The organism is Pseudonocardia charpentierae (assembly GCF_031845345.1).
Taxonomy (GTDB): domain Bacteria; phylum Actinomycetota; class Actinomycetes; order Mycobacteriales; family Pseudonocardiaceae; genus Pseudonocardia; species Pseudonocardia charpentierae.
Window position 1 is genome coordinate 455722 of sequence record NZ_JAVREJ010000001.1, and the last position, 19327, is coordinate 475048.

The following is a 19327-nucleotide window of genomic DNA, read 5'->3' on the forward strand; positions in this document are numbered from 1 at the left end:
CGGCGGCGGCGACCGGATCGAGCCGGTCGACATCCAGCAGGAGATGCAGCGCTCGTACATCGACTACGCGATGAGCGTGATCGTCGGTCGCGCTCTGCCGCTGGTCGAGGACGGGCTCAAGCCGGTGCACCGGCGCGTCCTGTACTCGATGGGGGAGAACGGCTTCCGCCCCGACCGCTCGTACGTCAAGTGCGCGCGCGTGGTCGGCGAGGTGATGGGCAACTACCACCCGCACGGCGACAGCTCGATCTACGACGCCCTCGTGCGGCTGGCCCAGCCCTGGTCGATGCGCTACCCGCTGATCGACGGGCAGGGCAACTTCGGGTCGCGGGGCAACGACCCGGCCGCCGCCATGCGGTACTGCGTCGTCAGCCAGAGCCGCGTTCGGATGGCCGACGGCTCCTCGGTCCGCATCGGCGACGTCGTTGCGGATGCCGCGCCGCACACTGACAACCCCATCGACCTCAAGGTGCTCGACCGTAGTGGCGATCCGGTCAGGGCCGACACGCTCTTCCACTCCGGGGAGCACCCGACGCTACGGGTGTCGACGGTCGAGGGTTACGAGTTGACCGGCACGCACAACCACCCGGTGCTCTGCCTCGTCGACGTGCTGGGCGTGCCCACGCTGCTGTGGAAGCTGATGGAGGAGATCCGTCCGGGTGACCGGGTGGCACTTCAGCGGACCCCGCGGGAGGACTCGGCGGTCTGGTCCGTGTCGGGGGCGACCGAGGCTTTCCTGCTCGGTGCGTTCGTGAGCGAGGGCTTCGTGTCCGCCGGGCGTGCGGGTTTCAACAACGTGGACGAGGAGTTCTTCTCCTTCGTCCTTTCCGCCTACGACGCGGTGGTGGGCGGCCCGCGCTACGTGTACTCCCGCACGATCGCCTCGGGATCCCTGCTCCACGAACTCGACGTGCAGGACCTGACAGCTCTACGACAGAGCGTGCTGTCGGAGGTCACGGGCCGAGCTGCAGAGAAGCGGGTACCGGAGTCGGTGTGGACCGGCTCGGCTGCGCGCAAGCGCTGGTTCCTCCAAGCACTGTTCACCGGCGACGGGTCGTGCTCGGCGCTTCCGCGGGCGACCGTCCAGGTCTCGTACTCGACCAAGAGCGAGCAACTGGCGAAGGACGTCCAGCAACTGCTGCTGGAGTTCGGGGTCGTATCGCGCCGCTACCGGCACGCCTCTGGCGAGCACAAGGTCGTTCTGACCAACCGGCGCGACGCACGCCTGTTCGCCACCCGGGTCGGATTCCTCGGGTGCAAGCAGGACAAGCTCACCGCCATTCTCGGTGACGAAGTGCCTGACAGCACCGCGATGAGCAGTGATCACGTTCCGGGGCTGGCGTCATTCCTTCGCGAACACGGAGCGACGAACGCCGCCGACCGCACGTGGCTGCTGCGCCACAACGTGGACCGCATCGAGCGGTGGGAGCGCCGGGCCGAGGAGATTCTCGAGCACGTGACCGAGCCGGACGCTCGCGCAATCGCTCAGGAGCTCGCCGGCGGGCGGTTCTATTTCGCTGCGGTGGCCGACGTGGCCGACGCCGGTGTGCAGCCGGTTTACACCCTGCGGGTCGACACTGATGACCACTCGTTCGTCACCGACGGCTTCGTCAGCCACAACACCGAGTGCCGGCTGTCCCCGCTCGCCATGGCGATGCTGCAGGACATCGACGAAGACACCGTCAACTTCTCGGCGAACTACGACGGGAAGACCGAGGAGCCCGACGTCCTGCCGGCGCGGGTGCCGAACCTGCTCATCAACGGCAGCTCCGGCATCGCCGTCGGCATGGCCACCAACATCCCGCCGCACAACCTGCGCGAGGTCGGGGCGGGCGTCGTCTGGGCTCTGGAGAACCCGGACGTCCCGGACGAGGAGCTGCTCACCGCGCTCATGCAGCGCATCAAGGGCCCCGACTTCCCGACCGCAGGGCTCGTCGTCGGCCGCGACGGCATCGAGCAGGCGTACCGCACCGGGCGCGGCTCGGTGCGGATGCGCGCGGTCGTCGAGGTGGAGGACGACGCCAAGGGGCGCGCGATCCTCGTCGTCACCGAACTGCCGTACCAGGTCAACCCGGACAACCTCATCGAGTCGATCGCCACGCTGGTGCGCGACGGCAAGCTCGCGGGCATCGCCGAGATCAACGACGAGTCCAGCGACCGCATCGGCATGCGCATCGTGGTCACGCTCAAGCGCGACGCCGTGGCCAAGGTCGTGCTGAACAATCTCTACAAGCACACGCAGCTGCAGTACGGCTTCGGCGTCAACATGCTCGCCATCGTCGACGGGGTGCCGCGCACGCTGCGGCTCGACCAGGTGGTGCGCAACTACATCCGCCACCAGATCGAGGTCATCGTCCGGCGCACGCGCTACCGCCTGCGCAAGGCCGAGGAGCGCGCCCACATCCTGCGCGGCTACGTCAAGGCGCTCGACGCGCTGGACGAGGTCATCGCGCTGATCCGTGCGTCGGCGACGGTGGACGTCGCCCGGGCCGGCCTGATCGACCTGCTCGACGTCGACGAGATCCAGGCCCAGGCGATCCTCGACATGCAGCTGCGCCGCCTCGCGGCGCTGGAGCGCCAGAAGATCATCGACGAGCTCGCCGAGATCGAGCGCGAGATCGCAGATCTGCAGGACATCCTCGCCCGGCCGGAGCGGCAGCGGCAGATCGTCCGCGACGAGCTGATCGAGATCGTCGAGAAGCACGGCGACGAGCGGCGCACGCAGATCGTCGCCGACGACGGCGACGTCACGAACGAAGACCTCATCGCGGTCGAAGACGTCGTCGTGACGATAACCCAGACCGGGTACGCGAAGCGGACCAAGACCGACCTCTACCGGGCGCAGAAGCGCGGCGGCAAGGGTGTCCAGGGTGCGCAGCTCAAGCAGGACGACATCGTCGCGCACTTCTTCGTCTGCTCGACGCACAACTGGATCCTGTTCTTCACCACCAAGGGCCGGGTGTACCGGCTCAAGGCGTACGAGCTGCCCGAGGCGAACCGCAGCGCCCGCGGCCAGCACGTGGCGAACCTGCTGGCACTGCAGCCGGACGAGCACATCGCCCAGGTCATGCAGATCAAGGACTACCAGGCGTCCCCGTACCTGGTCCTGGCCACGCGCACCGGTCTCGTGAAGAAGTCGCGGCTCACCGACTTCGACTCGAACCGCACCGGCGGTCTCATCGGCATCAATCTGCGCGAAGACGACGAGCTGGTCGGCGCCGTGCTGTGTTCGGCGTCCGACGACCTGCTTCTGATCTCCGCCGAGGGCCAGTCCATCCGGTTCAACGCCAGCGACGAGGCGCTGCGCCCGATGGGCCGCGCGACATCCGGGGTGCTCGGGATGCGGTTCAACGCCGGCGACCGGCTGCTCTCGCTCGCCGTCGTCCAGCCCGACAGGTTCGTGTTGGTGGCCACGGCGGGCGGGTATGCCAAGCGCACTCCGATCGAGGACTACCCGGTGCAGGGTCGGGGCGGCAAGGGCGTGCTGACGCTCCAGTACGACCGCAGGCGTGGCACGCTGGTGGGAGCGCTCATCGTCGGACTCGACGACGAGTTGTACGCGATCACCTCCACCGGAGGTGTGATCCGGACCTCGGCCCGCGAGGTCCGGAAGGCCGGTCGACAGACGAAGGGGGTCCGCCTGATGAACCTGGGTGAGACCGCCTCGCTGCTGGCCGTCGCGCGCAACGCCGAGGACGATGCGGAGACCCCCGACGCAGATCCGGCGAGCTGACCCCGAGCCCGGTACCCCCGAAAGCGACCCAGGAGAGCTCCACCTCGTGAGCAGCACCAAGAGGACCCCGGCCGAGCCGGATCGCGGATCGGTCGCGACCGGACAGCACACCCCCGAGCACAACGGCGAGGGCAGTGCGGGCAACGGTCGGGCCGGCGACGCTGTCGTCGAGCCCGCCGAGGCGGGTCCGGAGCCGGCGACGCCCGAGGAGGGGACAGCGGTCACCGGTGCGGACATCGTCGCCTCGGAGGCACCTGCCTCGGAAGGTGACGAGGCCCGCACGACGGACGCGACCGCGACGACCAGGCTCCGCGTTCCGACGCCGTCCGGGTCGACGCCGTCCGGGTCGACGCCGTCCGGGTCGACGCCGTCGAAAGACGGCAAGGATCCGGAGCCGGCGGTCGACTCCACCCCGGCGGCTCCGACGCTGGATCCGGTGTCGGCCGTGCCCGCACCCGGCCCGGCTGCCGCCCAGCCGCCGCCGTGGCGTCGGATGCCGGGCCACGACAACCGGGAGGCCCCGGTCGCCTCGAGTGCGGACAACCTGCTCGACGAGGGGCCCACGGCTTTTCTCGAGGCGCCCGGCTTCATCCCGCCTCCTGCCCGCGAGAGCGGCGGGACCTCGGCTGCCAGTGAGACGGGTGGCTGGGCCCGGGCCACCCGCACGCGGCCGCCGCGCCAGGCCGCGCTGCAGTTGCGTCGGCTCGACCCGTGGTCGGTGCTCAAGCTGGCCCTCGTGCTGGCCGTGGTGCTGTTCTTCATCTGGCTGGTCGCGGTCGGGGTGCTCTACGGCGTGCTCGACGGCATGGGTGTCTGGGATCGGCTGAACGGCACGTATGCGGACCTGGTCTCCGGCGAGGCCCAGACCGGCAGCACGCTGATCAGCGCCGGGCGCGTCTTCGGCCTGGCAGCCGTCATCGGGGCGATCAACAGCCTGCTGTTCGCCGTGGCGGTGACGGTCGGGGCGTTCGTCTACAACGTGTCCGCCGACCTGGTCGGAGGCATCGAGGTGACGCTGTCCGAGCGGGACTGACCCCCCGCTCGGGGCGGTCGTGGGCTCGGGTAACCTCGTCCACGCTGCAGGGGCCCATAGCTCAGTTGGTTAGAGCGCGTCGCTGATAACGACGAGGTCGCTGGTTCAAATCCAGCTGGGCCCACTCCCACCACGGCTTTCCCGACAGGACGGTCTCCATGAAGAAGCTCCTCGCTGTCGTCGTCGGCCTCGCTGCCGGGGCGTTCGTCTTCTCCAAGGTGCGCAGCTCGCGCCAGGACGCCGACCTGTGGCACGAGGCCACGAACAGCTGACCTGAGGTCCCACCGCCCCCGTCGTGCGGGTACCGTCCTCAGGGACCCGGGGACGTAGCTCAATTGGCAGAGCACCGCCTTTGCAAGGCGGGGGTTAGGGGTTCGATTCCCCTCGTCTCCACCACCGATCGCCGCAGCTCAGCTACCGGCTAGTCAGCGCGTTCTATGGGTCAGCTCGGCGAGTAGGCCATGGACGCGGGTGTCGATGTCGTCGCGGACCAGGCGCATCCGCTCGATACCGTCGATGCCTCTCGTCGAGGGCTCGTCGGTGTCCCAGTTCCGCAGCTCGACACCGGCCGGAACCTCGACGACAGCCTCCCTGCCCAGGGTGACCACCAGGTCCACCGTGCGCAGTAGTTCAAGGTCGACGGGGCGGGGGGTGTCGCTGTCCATCTCGGCGCCGAGCTCGGCGAGTACCTCGGCGGAGAGCGCGTTGATGGAGGTGCCGGGGTTCGTGCCGGCGGAGTGCACGGCGACCCGGTCACCGGCGGCCTTGCGCATGAGTCCGGCAGCCATCTGGGACTTGCCGCCGTTGCGGACGCAGACGAACAGTACCGACGGCGTGCTCATCGGGTGGCTCCTTCGGCGCTGGTGAGCGGAGGTCAAGGGCCGCTCGGTCTCGCTGCCGGTGTGGAACCTGTGGCGAGTACAGCGGCCAGTGCTGCGGTCCCGGCGAGAACCCAGAAGACCGCAGGGTAGCTGCCGAGGCCTTGAGCGAGGGCGGCGCCCGCCCAGGGAGCGAGTGCCGTGGCGAGGAGGGCCGGGGCGGAGAGCAGTCCGTTGAGTCGGCCGTAGTGGGCGGCACCCCAGCGGTCGCTGATGGCGGTGGCCTGGAGCAGGGTGAACACGCCTCGGACGGCACCGGCGAGCACGGCCGCGGCGATCAGCAGCGAGGTCGGCCCCGGAAGAACCGCCAGCAGTGCTGTGGCCACGGCGGCGAGCGCGAGGATCAGGACACTGCGGGTGCGGACACCTGTCGCCCGCGTGAGGCGTCCGTAGCCGAGGCGGCCGGCGACCTGGCCCAGCCCGCCGAGGCCCAACGCCCAGGCCGCGACGCTCGTGGACAGGCCGCGCTCGATCAGTAGCGGCACCTGGTTCACCACGACTGCGAACGCGGTGAACGTGCCCAACGCGATCGCGGCGACCAGGAACAGGAACGGTCGACTACGCGCGATCGCCCCAGGAGCGTCGTCGACATGGGCGGACGGCTGGTCGGCACGGTCGGGATCGGGCCAGCGTCCCCGCAGCCCGAGCAGGTGCGCAGGAATCGTGACCACGCCGAGCACGACCGCCAGGACGAGGTAGGAGTGTCGCCACTGCAGGTGCCCGAGAAGGGTGGCGGTCAGCGGCGCGAAGATCGTGCTGGCCAGGCCGGCGAGCAGGGTCACGGCGGTCAGCGCAGTGATCCTGCGGGGTCCCCACCAGCGCGTCAGCGCGGCGAACGCAGGCGGGTAGAGGGTGCCGGCCATGGCGACGCCGGCCAGGACCCACGCGGCGAAGAACCGGGGCAGCGTCGAGGCCGTCGCGATACCCACCACGGCCGGGACCGCGAGTACCGAGCCGAGTGTCATCACCGGACGTGGACCGGCCCGGTCCAGCCACCGACCGGCCGGGATGCCGAGCAGTGCGGACACCACGAGGCCGGTGGAGAACGCGGCGGTCACCTCGGCGATGGTCCAGCCGGTGTCGGCAGCAATGCTCGGAGCGAGCACCGGGAAGGCGTAGTAGAGGACGCCCCAGCTGACGATCTCGGTCACGCAGAGCACGACCAGGACGCGGCGGAGCCCGAACTCGTTCAGTGTCTCGGGCTCCTCCGTCACCTGCGCAGACTGCATCAGGCCGACAGCTCGTCAGCGGCGAGCGATCGCCGGCGCCGCCAGTGCGATCGGCTCGATCGGTCCGCAGCACCCGCCGGGCGAGGCCTGTCCTTCTGCCTCGGGTTCGTCGACCAGGCCACCGCCCGTGCACACACCGGTCTCGGGCAGCACCAGCTCGACACGCTCGGCCGCCTCCCGGTCACCGGCGATCGCCGCGGCCACGGAGCGGACCTGCTCGTACCCGGTCAAGGCCAGGAACGTCGGCGCTCGGCCGTAGCTCTTCATCCCGACCAGGTAGACATCGGTCTCGGGCTGCGCGAGCTCGACGGCACCGTGCGGGTAGACGGTGCCGCAGGAGTGCATGTTCGGGTCGATCAACGGGGCCAGGGCACGGGGCGCCTGCAGCACCGGGTCCAGGTCGAGGCGGATCTCGGACAGGAACGACAGGTCCGGCCGGAACCCGGTCACCGCGACGACCTCGTCGACCGCGTCCAGTCGGCGCCCGTCGACCGCCTCCAGGACGAGTCGCCCGTCCGGCCGGGGATGCACCGCGGCGGTGCGGAAGCCGGCCACCGCACGGATGTGTCCCGCGGCGACGGCCTGTGCTGCCCGCTGTCCGAGAGCGCCGCGCGCGGGCAGCTGGTCGGCGTCGCCGCCTCCGAAGGTGTTGCCGATCGATCCCCGGCGGAGCAGCCAGTCGACCCGCGTGCCCGGAGCATGCTCGGCGAGATCGGCGAAGGCGATCAGTGCCGTGAGGGCGGAGTGCCCGGCACCGGCGACGGCGATGCGCCTGCCCGCGTACCGGGCGCGGACGGCCGGGTCGTCGAGGTCAGGTACCTGGTAGGCAATCCGGTCGGCGGCGGCGGGCTCGCCCAGCGCCGGTAGCCCGTCCCCACCCAGCGGGTTCGGCTGCGTCCAGGTTCCCGAGGCGTCCACCACCGCGCGCGCGGTGATGCGCTCCTCACCTCCTGCGGTCGTCACGTGCACCATCAGCGGCTCGATGTCCCGGTCGGCGTCCACCACGCGGTCACGACCTCGACGGGTGACTCCCACGACACGAGCGCCGAAGCGCACCCGGTCGCCCAGCGCGTCGGCCAAGGGCTGCAGATAGAGCTCGGCCCAGTCCGCGCCGGTCGGGTAGCGGTCCGCGTCCGGCGCCTGCCAGCCGGTCGGGGCGAGCAGCTTCTCCGCGGCCGGGTCGACCAGCTCGCCCCAGCGGGAGAACAGCCGCACGTGATGCCACTCCCGGACCGATGCCCCCGCCGACGGGCCCGCCTCCAACACCAGCGGATTCAGACCCCGGCCCAGCAGGTGTGCCGCCGCGGCAAGCCCGCTGGGTCCCGCACCGATCACCAGCACCGGCAGCTCGTCGGTCCTCATCACGGCCTCCATCGACGAAGTTCGATCGAATGGCCGTGACTGTATCGACGCTTGTCGATTGACGCAACCATCGATGCACGTCGATACTGTCCGGCATGAGCGTGGACCTGCCCGTGACCGTGCTCCCGACCACTGCGCCGGCCCAGCTGTCGTCGGTCGACGCGGCGACCTACGCGGAATGGTTCGCCTGCCTGGCCGACCCGACCCGGGTCCGGCTGCTGCACGCCGTCGCGGTCGCCGGACGCGCTGTCCCGGTGGGGGAGTTGGCCGAGCAGGTCGGCATCAGCCAGTCCACGTGCTCGCACCACATCCGCAAACTCGCCGACGTCGGCTTCGTCGTGCTCCGCAAGGAGAAGACCGCAACCCTCGTGACGGTCAATGCCGCCTGCTGCACAGGTCTGCCGCACGCGGCCGACGCCGTCATGGGCATGCTCGGGCCCCGGCCGTGCTGCCCGGAGGACCTGCCAGCCGATGTCACCGTCCGAGCGTTGGAGCACCGGGACTGGGCAGACGTGCGCCGGATCTACGCCGAAGGCATCGCCACCGGGAACGCCACCTTCGAGACCGAGGTCCCCGACCGTCGCACTCTCGACCACGCGTGGCTGCCCGACCAACGATGGGTCGCCGAGATCGACGGCCAGGTCGTCGGCTGGGCCGCCGCCCGAGCGGTGTCGACTCGGCCGGTCTACGCCGGGGTCGCCGAGACCTCCCTCTACGTCGGCGACGGCCACCGCGGCCGAGGCGTTGGCAAGGCACTCATCCACCGCCAGGTCACCGCCGCCGACACCGCCGGCCTGTGGACCCTGCAGACCGCGATCTTCCCCGAGAACCGTGCCAGCGTCGCCCTGCACCAGTCCGCGGGGTTCCGCACCCTCGGCGTCCGCGAACGCATCGGCCGGCATCACGGCGTGTGGCGCGACACCGTCTTCCTCGAACGGCGCCGCACCGACTGACGAGACTGACGAAACCGCTGTCCCACGACGCGGGCCGGCTCAGTGGTCGTCGAGGTACTGCTCGCGCCGACGCAGCATCACCGCAGCCATCATCGGCAGCATGACGACGTGGCCCAGGCCGATCACCGCCTCGCCTGACAGCACTCCCAGCCAGTGGGCGGGCAGCAGGACGGCGAACGAGAGGTACATCGCCAGGCACATCTCGACGATCGACGACACGGGGCTCCGGTGCCACACCATCAGAGCAGCCATGCCCACCGACATCGACGTCGCCATGAGCAGTGTCTGCAGTTCAACACCGGCGCCGGCCCCCACCAGCATCGACACCGGCATGAGCAGCGCCATGCCGACGAGCATCGCCGCCAGCATCTGCAGGTAGTGCAGGACGAAGCGACGCGAGGTCAGCGCCTCGCGTCGGCTCGGGCGTGCAGTGCGCACACCGTCGGCCGGGCTTGTCGTCATCGTCGCCATTCCTTCTCTGGTCGTCGAGCATCCGACGGAGACCGGCGAGCACGGCTCAGGGCCAGCAGCCCGCCGATCGCGGGGACGAGGGTGAGGAGCCGTGTCCAAGTGTCGACCGGGAGCAGGAATGCCGTGGCGATCGTGGCCAGGTAGGCGAATCCGTGCACAGGGCCCAGCACCGACGCGACCTGTGGGACGTGCACAGTGGCCAGATTGGCCAGGAGCAGGACCAGCGACACGGTCTCCACCAGGGAGACGACAGCCAACCACCGCAGGTTGGGCGACTCGGCGGCGGGCACGGTCAGGAGCCCGTCGTAGAGCCCGGGCGGACGACCATCAGCACGACGACCACCGCCCACAGCAGCCCGAAGATTCCCGAGCTCATGCTCAGCCGCTTGGCACCGGACACCCATCGTTCGACCGCCGAGGCCGAAGCCGGTCCGTCACCCGGCTCGCCGTCGAGCAAGGCCATGGCCCGGTGCTGCGCGGGCAGCACGACCGCCGCGAGCAGAACTGCGGCGATCACCGTGAGGACGATCGACGCCAGCAACCAGACGTCGCCCAGCACGCGCATCCGGATCGCGAGGGCGAGACCGAGCACGGGCACCGCGAGCCCGAGCACCGAGTAGACCCGGCTGATCCGGTGCAGCAGGCGGGTGACCGGCTCCGCGGACGACAGGTGACCGTCGACGGCGTCGGGCGGAGCCTCCCCGTCGGACACCGCGGCCGGGCCGGCGCCGACGAGTCGTCGGGAGGCCTCGACGAGCGCCTGCCCCGCATACCGCGGGAACAGGCTCACCGCCATCGTCACGGGCCCGATGAAGACGATCGCGGCCAGCACGTGCGCGCTCAGCAGCAGCTTGCTCACCGTCGTCACCTCCGTCGTGGTTTCAGCTCAGCTGAAACTGACGCTAGCACGTCTCCTGTTGCGGTTTCAGGAGGGCTGAAAGACGGTGGATCGGCCTCCACTGCGCAGGCGACGCGATCGATGTGAGACTGGCGCCGTGACGCAGCGGACCACGGCTGACCCGCCCACCGGCGGCGGCCTGCCCGCGCCCAGTCCGGCGCTGTTGATCACCATGCTGGGCCGACGGCTGAGTGCCGAGATCGAAGGGGACCTGGTCGTCCACGGGCTCACGCTCCGGCACCTGTCCGCGCTCGGCCACCTCCGACGGGATCCTGGGCGGTCCTACAGCGAACTCGCCCGCCGCGCCGGCATCACCGTGCAGAGCATGCAGGCCACCTTGCGTCAGCTCGAAGCGCTCGGAGCCGTCGAGCGCCGCAGCCCGTCCGGGCGTGGCCGCACTGCCGAGCTGCACCTCACCGACGCAGGCAACCGGCTCCTCGCCGCGGGCCAGGACACGATCGCCGCCGCCGACCGGCGGCTGCTCGCCACGCTGCCCGACCACGATGCGGCCACGCTGGGCGAGCTGCTGGTGCGCCTCGTCCGTGCGGCGAACGTGGGCGCCGAGGCGTGACGGTTGCGGGCGGGGTCGCGGGCGGGCGTTGGTCCGCCCGCGACCCGTCGAGCTGGTCGGCGTCGTCGTCGCCCGGTCAGGCCCGGTCGCCCAGTGCCACGATGTGCTCGGGCAGACGCTCGTTGTCGCCGTACATGAAGTGGTTCTGCATCTTCTCGGAGAACCGGCTGGCCTCCGTGGTACGCCCCACCGCCTCGGCGACCTGGCGGATCAGCATTGGTGACGCACCGCAGCAGACGCCGAGATAGTTGATCCCGAGCTCCGCTGCCTGATGGGCGAAGGCGCCGACCTCGTAGCGGTTCGCGTACAGCGGGTCCAGTGCGGTCGGGAACGTGCGGCCGTGCGGGGCGGGTACGTCGGCGCCCGGGTCGCTGAGGTTGAAGAACGTCGGCTCGGCGTCGGTGGTCCGGTACGGGATCGGAAGCGCACCGACGTGGCAGGACACGGCCGCCCGGATCTCGCGGAGCCACGGCAGCATGGTCCGCGGACCGCGGAAGCAGTTCATGCCGACCACGTCCGCGCCGCCCTGCTCGAGACGTTGGCAGGTCTCCACGATCCCCACGCCGTCGGTCATCTCGTTCTGCGCCATCGGAGCGATGGTGAGCACCACCGGCAGCCCGCTCGACTTGGCGATCTCGAGGGCGGCCAGGGCCTCGCCGGCGTAGTAGAAGGTCTCGCCGATGATCAGGTCGGCGCCGCCCTCGACGGCCCAGCCCACCATCTCGGAGAACATGTCGCGGACCTCGCGCTGGCGCTGCGGGTCGGCGGGGTCCCAGATGTTGCTGTTGGAGATGTTGCCGGCCATCAGGTTGCCGGGGTGCGCGTCGGCGACCTCGCGGGCGATCTGCAGGGCCGCCCGGTTCAGCGGTTCGAGGAGGTCTTCCTTGCCGATGACCCGCATCTTCTCGCGGTGCCCGTTGTAGGTGAACGCCTCGACGATGTCGGAGCCCGCGCGCTGGTAGTCCACGTGCAACGCACGCAGCGCCTCGGGGTACTCCAGGGCGACCTCGGGGACGAACTCGCCGGCGGTGAGGTAGCCCCGCCGTTCGAGCTCGAACAGGAATCCCTCGGCGCAGATCACCGGGCCTGCGTCGAGGCGGTCGGTCAGTGATGTGCGGTCTGGCGTGCGGTCACTCATGAGCGCAGCCCTCCATCTCTCGTGGATCGGCACTACAGGACCGATGCAGGCGGTCTCCTGACTCCCAGGTCAGGCGCTGCACCCCGGCCTTCCCGAACCGTGCGGTCCAGTGGCGAGTTCGGGACGGGCTCCCTGGTCACAGTGGCGAGGACCGTGTCGGACTTGCACCGACTTCCCGGTTCTGCATCGCTGCGGTGAGTCTATGACCCGGAACCCTCGTTCGCCCCGGACCCTCGCGAGGTCGTCGATGCCGAGCTGCACTGGCTAGCCTCGTGGGGTGCGGATCGCGGTGGTCGGAGCCGGTGTCGTCGGCATTTCCACGACGGCCGCCCTCCTCGACTCCGGACACCAGGTCGACTGCTACGAGTCCGGCACGATCATGGGCGAGCGTTCTGCCGGCTCGACCCGGATCTTCCGCTTCGCTCACGTCGACCCGGAACTCGTGCGCCTCGCCCAGCGGGCGAAGGTCGGTTTCGACCGCTGGAGCGAGCAGGCCGGACGGCCGATGTTGGTCAACAGCGAGTGCGTCGTCACGGGCACCGACATGGCCGCCCGGGCTGCCGCGATGGCCGAGGCGGGCGCGGACCACGAGGTGGTCGGTGCCGGTTCCGGACGACTCCGGTTGCCCGTTCGCGACGAGCCGGCGGTCGCACTGATCGACGTCGGCGGGGGAGTCGTCGACGTCGACGCCGTGCGCGACTTCCTCACCCGGCGCGCCGGTTCCGCTGTCGTTCCCGAGCCGGTGTACCGCCTCGACGTCACTCCGGGTGGCGCTGCGCGGGTGACCGCGGTCGACGGCCGACGCGACTACGACGCCCTGCTCGTCGCGGCCGGGGCGAACACGGCTCATCTGGCCGAGCAGGTCGGGATCTCCACGTCGCCGTCGCTGGCTCATCACCTGCGCTGCACGTTCCGCGTCGACGGCGACGCCTGGCAGTCGTGGATCGACAAGCCGGCGGACCGGCCAGGCACCTACCAGCACCAGACCGGCCCCGGGCAGTGGGCGGTGGGCGGCCGCGTCGACCCTGGGCTCACCGTGTGGGAGGTCGGCAAGGATGCGGCAGTCGACGCCTCTCGAGTCGCGCTCGTCGACTACGCACGGGAGCACCTCGCCGTCGACCCCTCGGTCGTGGACAGTCTCTACTGCACGACCGACCCACAACTCGGAGACGGGATTCATCTCCGCCGCAACGGCCCGGTCACCGTGGTCTACGGCGACAACCTCATGAAGTTCGCCCCGGTCCTGGGCAGTGATCTCGCGCTGTCACTCACCGGAGAGGAGCAGCCGGCCCGGTCGTGAGGACGACCTTGCCGCGGGTGGCGCGGTTCTCGAGTTTCTCGTGGGCCTTCGCCGCATCGGCGAGGTCGAAGGTGGCGGCGATCGGCACGGTGAACCGACCGGCGGCGACGCCTGCCAGCAGGCTCTCCAGATCGGTGCGCGGGTCGTAGCCGTGTTCCATGAGCGCGGTGATCTGGAAGCCGAGGATCTGCACGTTCTTGGGGTAGAAGTCGCGCGTGTCGATCGTGCTCGGGGCGAGTGCCACGTTCGCGAGGGCGACCACGCGTGCCGCGTAGGCGGCGGCCTTGAGGCTGTCGGCGAAGGTGTCCCCGCCGACCGTGTCGAGCACGATGTCGGCTCCGCGCCCGCCGGTGACGTCGTGGATCGCCGCCAGCGTGGCTGCCCGGTCACCCTCCGCGGTGTCGATGACGGTGTCGGCACCGAGCTCGCGCACCCACTCGGTCTTGGCCGGTGTGCGGGCGGTGGCCACGACGGTGGCTCCCGCGGCCCCGGCGATCTGGACCGCGGCGCTGCCGACGCCGCTGGCTGCGGCATGGACGAGCACGGTCTACCCGGCCTGGACCTGGCCGAGGTGATGCAGGCAGTACCAGGCGGAGAGCCACGCGGTGGGCAGGCTGGCGGCCGAGGCGTCGTCCACGCCGTCGGGAACGGGCACGACGTGCGTGGCGGGGACCACCGCCTGCTCGCGGTAGAAGCCCGGTTCGTTGGTGGCGCCGCGGGCGATCACGCGGGTGCCCGGTTCGAGACCGGTGACGCCGCTGCCGATCCGGTTGACGGTGCCGCAGGCCTCGAGGCCGAGCACGAGCGGAGGCTTGCCGGCGCGGTGGTAGTTGCCCGCGCGGGCGAGCAGGTCGGCCCGGTTGACGCCGGCGGCGCTGATGTCAACGAGGACCTCGCCGGGGCCGGGCGCCGGGGTCGGGGTGTCGGTCAGGTGCAGTACCTCGGGGCCGCCGAAGTGGTCGAGCACGACGCTGCGCATCGAGGTTCTCCTGTCGTCCGGGTACCTGTAACCTTTTCAACTAGTTACAAACCATAGCGGCTCGTAGTACGCCTGACCACGAGGATCGATGCGATGACCCGGCCGGGCTCGTCCGCGGACGAGGAGTTCCCGTTCTACGGCGGGCGTGTCTGCCTCGACCTCGTGGCGACCTTCGGCAAGCGACACTCGACGGCCCCGATCGAGCGCCTGCCAGACGTCGCGGCCGTCCGGCGCTGGTTGCGAGCAGCCGGGGCCCTGCCCGGACAGCGGGACTGTCCGGTCGACGCGGGCCAGCGGGATTCACTGATCGAACTGCGTGAGGCGATCCACCGGATCGTCCTCGCGGCGCGAGCGGGTCGGAGCCTGCCCGCAGACGACCTCGTCACCGTCAACACCGCGTCGGCCGGGCCGGAGTTCGTGCCGAGCCTTCCGCGGGGGCGGGGCGGGCGCGGCGTGACATGGACCTCGAGGGAGCCGTTCGCCAGCGCGCTGACCCTGTTGGCCCGCGACGCGATCGACCTGGTCGCCACGGTTCCGGCGAATCGCATCAAGGAATGCGAACATCCCGACTGCTCACGCATGTTCGTCGACGAATCCCAGTCGGGCAGGCGCCGCTGGTGTTCGATGCGGGCCTGCGGCAACCACGTCAAGGTGACCGCCCATCGGCGCCGCAGCGCCACCACGCGGTGATCCCGGACAGGCGCTACAGGTTGACCAGGGCGATGCCCCGTGCGACCACGGCGGCAGCGATCACGCGACCGACCCCGAAGCGTTCCCCGAAGAACACCGTGCCGATGACGGCACCGAAGACGATGCTGGTCTCCCGCAGCGAGGCGACTGCGGCGGTGGCCCCGCTGGTCTGGGCGACGAGTATCAGCCCGTAGGCCGCGAGCGACACCACACCTCCGCCGAGTCCCGCGCCCAACACCCGCGGCGGGATTCTCCAGCCGGCTCCACGACGCAGCAGGGCGATCACCGGCATCACCGGGCCCTGGAGCAGGAACATCCAGGCCGCGTAGACCAGCACCGGGGTCGTGCGGACGGCGCCGGCGTCGACGACGGTGTAGCCGGCGATGCAGATCCCGGTCGCTCCCGCGGCCCCCAGGGCAGGCAACGCCGCGCGCGTCAGGCGGCCGCCGTCGAGGGCCAGGCTGACCAAGCCCAGCGAGATCACCGCGACCCCCACCAGCTGCCACACCGGCAGGACATGGCCCAGCGCGACCTCGATCGCCGCCACCACCAGGGGCGCGGTGCCGCGGGCGACCGGGTAGACCTGGCTGAAGTCGCCGAGCTGGTAGCTCGCCCACAGCAGCAGGGTGTAGATCACGTGGAGTACCGCCGAGGCGACAATGAAGGGCCACGCCGCCGATGGCGGTAGCCCGAGCACGAGGGCGGTTGCCCCGCCGATGACGGTGTAGGCCACGCCGATGAGGGCGAATCCGACCAGGCGGTCGGAGACCCCGTGGGCCATCGCGTTCCACACCGCGTGCAGCACCGCGGCGACCAGGGTGATCCCCAGGACCCCGCCGGTCACTCCGGAAGGGGCGCTCGCGACGGCAGCAGCAGCGGACGTCAACGCCGGCAACCAGGCCGCTCCTGGGCCGCCGGCGTCACGAAGATGCTGATCGCTCCGGAACGGTCCATGCGACAGAACTACCCTCGTGAGATGCGCGACGTCTATCAGGAGCAGCTCGCCGGCCTCAGCGACGTTCTCGCCGGCATGTGTCTTCAGGTGGCGACGGCGATGGAGCAGGCGACCCGGGCCCTCCTGGAGGTCGACCTCCAAGTCGCCGAGCAGGTGATCGCCGAGGACCTGCGGATCGACGACCTGCGGGCCGACGCGGAGGAGAAGGCGTTCGGACTTCTCCTGCTGCAGGCGCCGGTCGCGACCGATCTTCGCGTGGTGACGTCGGCGATCCACAGCGCAGGCGACATCGAGCGGATGGGAGATCTCGCCCTGCACGTCGCGCAGACCGCCCGCCGCCGCCACCCCCATCCCGTGCTTCCGGCGGAGGTGACCGGTTACTTCGCCGAGATGGGATCGACCGGGACGGCGCTCGCACGCAAGGCGGCCGAGGTCATCCGCACCCGGGACGTCGACATGGCCTCGACCCTCGAGGCCGACGACGACACGATGGACGACCTGCACCGGCACATCTTCAGCGTGCTTCTCGCGCCGAGCTGGGCGCACGGCGTCAGGCCGGCGGTCGACATCACCCTGCTCGCCCGCTTCTACGAGCGCTACGCCGACCACGCGGTGAGCGTGGCGCGCCGCGTCGTCTATGTGGTGACGGGGCGGATGCCGGGGCCGCTCGCCGTCTGACTCTCTACTGTCGACTCCGTGGTGGGTGTCGTCGGCGACGAGCTGATCCAGCGGATCGGCACGTGGTTCCCCATCCGGGTGGCACGCCGCTACCTGGCCGTGAGTGGCTACGACCGTGCCCTCGCGCTCGCCTGCCAGGCGTTCGTGGCGCTCGTGCCCATGCTGATCGTGATCGCCGCGACCCTCTCGGAGAGGGGACGGGTGGTCGCCAACGGCTACGTCGTCGACGGGCTGCACCTCTCCGGCTCCGCGGCCGCCGACCTCCAGGCCCTCGTGCAGCGACCGCCCGACGCGACGGAGCCCATCACCCTGGTGGGAGTGGCGCTGCTCGTCCTGTCCGTGTTCGGGTTCACGCGGACGCTGCAACGGACGTGCCAGGCGGCGTGGGACCTGCCGACGCAGGGCCTACGGGGGTTCGCGCTGGGGCTCCTCGGCGCGGCCGCACTGGTCACGGAGGTCGTCGTGACCGTCCTCGTGGGCCGCCTGCTCGTGGACACCGCGAACGCGGTCGTGATCGTGTACGTGGTCCGGTTGATCCTGGCCGTTCTGCTGTGGTGGCCGGTGCAGTGGCTCCTGCTCGGAGGACGCGTCAGCTGGTGCCACCTGTTCCCGGGATCGGTGGTCCTCGGGGCCGGACAGGTGGTCGTGACGGCGGTGTCCGGGGTGTATCTGCAGTGGGCGATCCAGGACCAGGCCGACCGGTACGGGTTGATCGGCGTGTCGTTCGTGCTGGTGTCGTGGCTGATCGTGCTGGGACTACTGCTGGTCGTCGGGGCGGTGGTCAGCGCCGAGATGGCGCACGACCCTCCACGTCTGCGCCGGTCCGTCCCGGTGTCGCCGGAGCCGTCCGACGGAGAGTGACGCGGCGGGACGGTTCCCGGGTCACCGCACCAGTTCGTCGGCGCCGACATCCTTGGGTCCTGCACGCGGGGTGCCTTCGAAGTCGGTGTCGACGAAGTCGAAGGTGCCGACGGCCTTGTCGACCTGCGGGCTGGCGGGCGCCAGCTTCCACGTCGACCCGACCTCGACGAGCCCGGCCGCCGACTTGCTCGCGACCGTGTTGTCCTGCAGTGAGCCGCCGACAGCCGGCTTGACCTGGCGGATGTCGCCGGAGTCGGCCAGCAGGTTGTTCGCCACCGTCGGGTTGACCGGTGCCATGGCGTAGTTCTCGCCGACGACGATGCCGGTCGCGTTGTCGACCAGGGTGTTGAACAGCACCATCGCGTCGACCACGCGGTGGTGCTTGTTGAGCCCTCCGCCTGCTTCCGCGTCGCCACCGTCGATCGACAGGGCGGAGTCGTAGCCCGTGCCGGTCGTGCCGGCGATGTAGTTGTTGAAGACCCGGTTGTCGACGCCGTACAGGCGGATCCCCCCGGTGCCCGGCCGTCCCTCGCCGAGGATGACGTTGCCGTACAGCGAGTTGCGGTCACCGTGGCGCAGCGAGACGACGCCCTGCGAACGGCGGACGGTGTTGTAGCGGACCGTCATGTCGCTCGCCTTGACGCTCACGACCTCGGGATCGCCGTCGCACTCCTCCAGCAGGTTGTACTCGAACACCGTGAAGCCCGACGACATGGAGATCTCGCTCCATCCCAGGCGCACGGCCTCCTTTTCGTTCTCCGCGCGCGGGCCGATCTTCAGGAACCTGTTGTGGTCGATCCGGTCGTACTGCGAGACCTGGGTCTCCGACCCGTCGAGCGTGAGGTAGTTGCCCGAGTCGGTCTTGTTCCGGAAGGTGTTGTGGTCGATCCGGTTGTGGTGGCTGTCCGCCCCGCCGAGGTAGAGCCACTTGCTCGAGCCCTCGCCGCTGCTGCCGCGGTCGAACGTGTTGTGGGTGACCCGGACGTTGTTCGACGACTCGAGCTTGAGCATCGTGTTCGCGCCGCCGAGGAACGTGAGGCCGTCGACGACGACATGAGCGCTCTTCTTGACCACCATCGCGGAGCCGGCCGCGAGCACGGCCTTGCCCGGGTTCGCCGCCCGGACGACCACCGGGGAATCAGCCGTGGCGGCCACCCGTACCCCGAAGTCGCCGTCGTAGGTACCGTCGGCGAGGACGACGGTCGTACCACCGGCGATCGACGCCAGCGCGACGTCGAGCGAGGCGGAGTCGGCGACCTCGACCGTCCGCGCGGTGACCGGGAGCGGGTCGTCGTCGCCGTCGAGGAACGAGTCGTCGAGCGGGCGGAGCGGCGGGTCGGCCTGCCCCTCGGCGACCGCACCCGTCGGGAACGCCGAAGTGGCCCGGCCGCCACCCGCAGGACCGACCCCGGTCCGGTCGGAGCTCAGCATCTGCACGGCGACCAGGCCCGATCCTGCGAGCACGACCGCGGCCACACCCAGCGCGACGGCGTTGCGCCGTGCGAACCCCGGAGCCCGTCCGTCGCGCTCAGGCACAGGTGTCTCCTTTGGTCGCGTGGGCACAGATATTGCCTCAACGACGTCCGCTCTCCCCGGAC

General features: G+C 70.5%; 20 protein-coding genes, 2 tRNA genes and 1 riboswitch. Of the genes, 11 read left to right on the top strand and 11 right to left on the bottom strand.

Annotated elements, in window-relative coordinates:
- Positions 1-43: 43 nt before the first annotated feature.
- The 5 genes from gyrA to RM445_RS02180 all read left to right on the top strand — a co-directional run bounded on the left by gyrA (position 44) and on the right by RM445_RS02180 (position 5162).
- Positions 44-3733: an intein-containing DNA gyrase subunit A gene (gene gyrA, locus RM445_RS02160; RefSeq protein ID WP_311554394.1), complete on the top strand. Its 3690-nt coding sequence runs from the start codon at positions 44-46 to the stop codon at positions 3731-3733.
- 46 nt (positions 3734-3779) lie between these two features.
- Entirely contained in the window at positions 3780-4766 is a 987-nt protein-coding gene (locus tag RM445_RS32260; protein ID WP_397469203.1) for a DUF3566 domain-containing protein, read from the top strand.
- Positions 4767-4816: 50 nt separating this feature from the next.
- A tRNA-Ile gene (locus tag RM445_RS02170) sits at positions 4817-4890 on the top strand.
- Between the two features lie 34 nt (positions 4891-4924).
- Positions 4925-5038, top strand: a complete 114-nt coding sequence (locus tag RM445_RS02175) for a DLW-39 family protein (protein WP_311554219.1) — start codon at positions 4925-4927, stop codon at positions 5036-5038.
- Positions 5039-5086: 48 nt separating this feature from the next.
- Positions 5087-5162 (top strand) — tRNA-Ala (locus tag RM445_RS02180).
- Positions 5163-5191: 29 nt separating this feature from the next.
- On the opposite strand, the gene RM445_RS02185 is transcribed toward RM445_RS02180, so the two are convergent.
- Genes RM445_RS02185 through RM445_RS02195 form a run of 3 tightly spaced genes read right to left on the bottom strand, consistent with a single transcriptional unit; the run spans position 5192 to position 8235 of the window.
- A complete protein-coding gene (locus RM445_RS02185; protein WP_311554220.1) occupies positions 5192-5608 on the bottom strand; it encodes an arsenate-mycothiol transferase ArsC in 417 nt (138 codons plus the stop codon).
- A 32-nt stretch (positions 5609-5640) separates the two neighbouring features.
- The gene (locus RM445_RS02190) at positions 5641-6873 is read right to left on the bottom strand and encodes an MFS transporter (protein WP_311554221.1); all 1233 of its coding nucleotides are present in this window, start codon (positions 6871-6873) and stop codon (positions 5641-5643) included.
- A 15-nt stretch (positions 6874-6888) separates the two neighbouring features.
- Complete coding sequence (locus tag RM445_RS02195; RefSeq protein WP_311554222.1) at positions 6889-8235, bottom strand: FAD-dependent oxidoreductase; 1347 nt, start codon at positions 8233-8235, stop codon at positions 6889-6891.
- 95 nt (positions 8236-8330) lie between these two features.
- On the opposite strand from RM445_RS02195, the gene RM445_RS02200 reads away from it, so the two are divergent.
- A complete protein-coding gene (locus tag RM445_RS02200) occupies positions 8331-9188 on the top strand; it encodes a helix-turn-helix domain-containing GNAT family N-acetyltransferase (RefSeq protein WP_311554223.1) in 858 nt (285 codons plus the stop codon).
- A 39-nt stretch (positions 9189-9227) separates the two neighbouring features.
- On the opposite strand, the gene RM445_RS02205 is transcribed toward RM445_RS02200, so the two are convergent.
- Genes RM445_RS02205 through RM445_RS02215 form a run of 3 tightly spaced genes read right to left on the bottom strand, consistent with a single transcriptional unit; the run spans position 9228 to position 10518 of the window.
- Positions 9228-9650, bottom strand: a complete 423-nt coding sequence (locus RM445_RS02205; protein WP_311554224.1) for a hypothetical protein — start codon at positions 9648-9650, stop codon at positions 9228-9230.
- Positions 9647-9949 carry a DUF3817 domain-containing protein gene (locus RM445_RS02210; protein ID WP_311554225.1) on the bottom strand — a complete coding sequence of 101 codons (303 nt, stop codon included), beginning with the start codon at positions 9947-9949 and terminating at the stop codon, positions 9647-9649. Before RM445_RS02210 ends, RM445_RS02205 begins: the two co-directional genes overlap by 4 nt.
- 2 nt (positions 9950-9951) lie before the next feature.
- Complete coding sequence (locus RM445_RS02215) at positions 9952-10518, bottom strand: hypothetical protein (protein ID WP_311554226.1); 567 nt, start codon at positions 10516-10518, stop codon at positions 9952-9954.
- A gap of 136 nt (positions 10519-10654) precedes the next feature.
- Here RM445_RS02215 and RM445_RS02220 point away from each other — a divergent pair, with 136 nt between their 5' ends.
- Positions 10655-11128 carry a MarR family winged helix-turn-helix transcriptional regulator gene (locus RM445_RS02220; RefSeq protein ID WP_311554228.1) on the top strand — a complete coding sequence of 158 codons (474 nt, stop codon included), beginning with the start codon at positions 10655-10657 and terminating at the stop codon, positions 11126-11128.
- A gap of 76 nt (positions 11129-11204) precedes the next feature.
- Here the strand turns inward: RM445_RS02220 and RM445_RS02225 are convergent, their stop codons facing one another.
- Positions 11205-12266 (bottom strand): homocysteine S-methyltransferase family protein, encoded by a 1062-nt coding sequence (locus tag RM445_RS02225; protein WP_311554229.1) that lies wholly within the window; start codon positions 12264-12266, stop codon positions 11205-11207.
- Between the two features lie 30 nt (positions 12267-12296).
- Positions 12297-12493: riboswitch (cobalamin riboswitch) on the bottom strand.
- Between the two features lie 50 nt (positions 12494-12543).
- Between RM445_RS02225 and RM445_RS02230 the strand changes: the two genes are divergently transcribed.
- A complete protein-coding gene (locus RM445_RS02230) occupies positions 12544-13566 on the top strand; it encodes an FAD-dependent oxidoreductase (RefSeq protein WP_311554230.1) in 1023 nt (340 codons plus the stop codon).
- On the opposite strand, the gene RM445_RS02235 is transcribed toward RM445_RS02230, so the two are convergent.
- Positions 13535-14110, bottom strand: coding sequence for a zinc-binding dehydrogenase (locus RM445_RS02235; RefSeq protein WP_311554231.1), 576 nt, complete (start codon positions 14108-14110; stop codon positions 13535-13537). The genes RM445_RS02230 and RM445_RS02235 overlap by 32 nt on opposite strands.
- A 3-nt stretch (positions 14111-14113) precedes the next feature.
- A complete protein-coding gene (locus RM445_RS02240) occupies positions 14114-14545 on the bottom strand; it encodes a quinone oxidoreductase family protein (protein WP_311554233.1) in 432 nt (143 codons plus the stop codon).
- Positions 14546-14638: 93 nt separating this feature from the next.
- Between RM445_RS02240 and RM445_RS02245 the strand changes: the two genes are divergently transcribed.
- On the top strand, positions 14639-15235 hold the full coding sequence (locus tag RM445_RS02245) for a CGNR zinc finger domain-containing protein (RefSeq protein ID WP_311554234.1): 597 nt from the start codon (positions 14639-14641) through the stop codon (positions 15233-15235).
- A 13-nt stretch (positions 15236-15248) separates the two neighbouring features.
- On the opposite strand, the gene RM445_RS02250 is transcribed toward RM445_RS02245, so the two are convergent.
- On the bottom strand, positions 15249-16079 hold the full coding sequence (locus tag RM445_RS02250) for an EamA family transporter (protein ID WP_311554235.1): 831 nt from the start codon (positions 16077-16079) through the stop codon (positions 15249-15251).
- Between the two features lie 132 nt (positions 16080-16211).
- Between RM445_RS02250 and phoU the strand changes: the two genes are divergently transcribed.
- Both phoU and RM445_RS02260 read left to right on the top strand, forming a co-directional pair.
- On the top strand, positions 16212-16868 hold the full coding sequence (phoU, locus tag RM445_RS02255; protein ID WP_311554236.1) for a phosphate signaling complex protein PhoU: 657 nt from the start codon (positions 16212-16214) through the stop codon (positions 16866-16868).
- Positions 16869-16886: 18 nt separating this feature from the next.
- Positions 16887-17729 carry a YhjD/YihY/BrkB family envelope integrity protein gene (locus RM445_RS02260; RefSeq protein WP_311554237.1) on the top strand — a complete coding sequence of 281 codons (843 nt, stop codon included), beginning with the start codon at positions 16887-16889 and terminating at the stop codon, positions 17727-17729.
- Between the two features lie 21 nt (positions 17730-17750).
- Here the strand turns inward: RM445_RS02260 and RM445_RS02265 are convergent, their stop codons facing one another.
- On the bottom strand, positions 17751-19265 hold the full coding sequence (locus RM445_RS02265; RefSeq protein WP_311554238.1) for a polysaccharide lyase 6 family protein: 1515 nt from the start codon (positions 19263-19265) through the stop codon (positions 17751-17753).
- Between the last annotated feature and the right edge of the window lie 62 nt (positions 19266-19327).

Bases quoted from the DNA above. Each gene is read 5' to 3' on its own strand.
- RM445_RS02205 (WP_311554224.1), bottom strand. From the start codon at position 9,650: ATGACGACAAGCCCGGCCGACGGTGTGCGCACTGCACGCCCGAGCCGA.
- RM445_RS02240 (WP_311554233.1), bottom strand. From the start codon at position 14,545: ATGCGCAGCGTCGTGCTCGACCACTTCGGCGGCCCCGAGGTACTGCAC.
- RM445_RS02185 (WP_311554220.1), bottom strand. From the start codon at position 5,608: ATGAGCACGCCGTCGGTACTGTTCGTCTGCGTCCGCAACGGCGGCAAG.
- phoU (WP_311554236.1), top strand. From the start codon at position 16,212: ATGCGCGACGTCTATCAGGAGCAGCTCGCCGGCCTCAGCGACGTTCTC.
- RM445_RS02245 (WP_311554234.1), top strand. From the start codon at position 14,639: ATGACCCGGCCGGGCTCGTCCGCGGACGAGGAGTTCCCGTTCTACGGC.
- RM445_RS02190 (WP_311554221.1), bottom strand. From the start codon at position 6,873: ATGCAGTCTGCGCAGGTGACGGAGGAGCCCGAGACACTGAACGAGTTC.
- RM445_RS02175 (WP_311554219.1), top strand. From the start codon at position 4,925: ATGAAGAAGCTCCTCGCTGTCGTCGTCGGCCTCGCTGCCGGGGCGTTC.
- gyrA (WP_311554394.1), top strand. From the start codon at position 44: ATGCAGCGCTCGTACATCGACTACGCGATGAGCGTGATCGTCGGTCGC.
- RM445_RS02225 (WP_311554229.1), bottom strand. From the start codon at position 12,266: ATGAGTGACCGCACGCCAGACCGCACATCACTGACCGACCGCCTCGAC.
- RM445_RS02195 (WP_311554222.1), bottom strand. From the start codon at position 8,235: ATGAGGACCGACGAGCTGCCGGTGCTGGTGATCGGTGCGGGACCCAGC.
- RM445_RS02200 (WP_311554223.1), top strand. From the start codon at position 8,331: ATGAGCGTGGACCTGCCCGTGACCGTGCTCCCGACCACTGCGCCGGCC.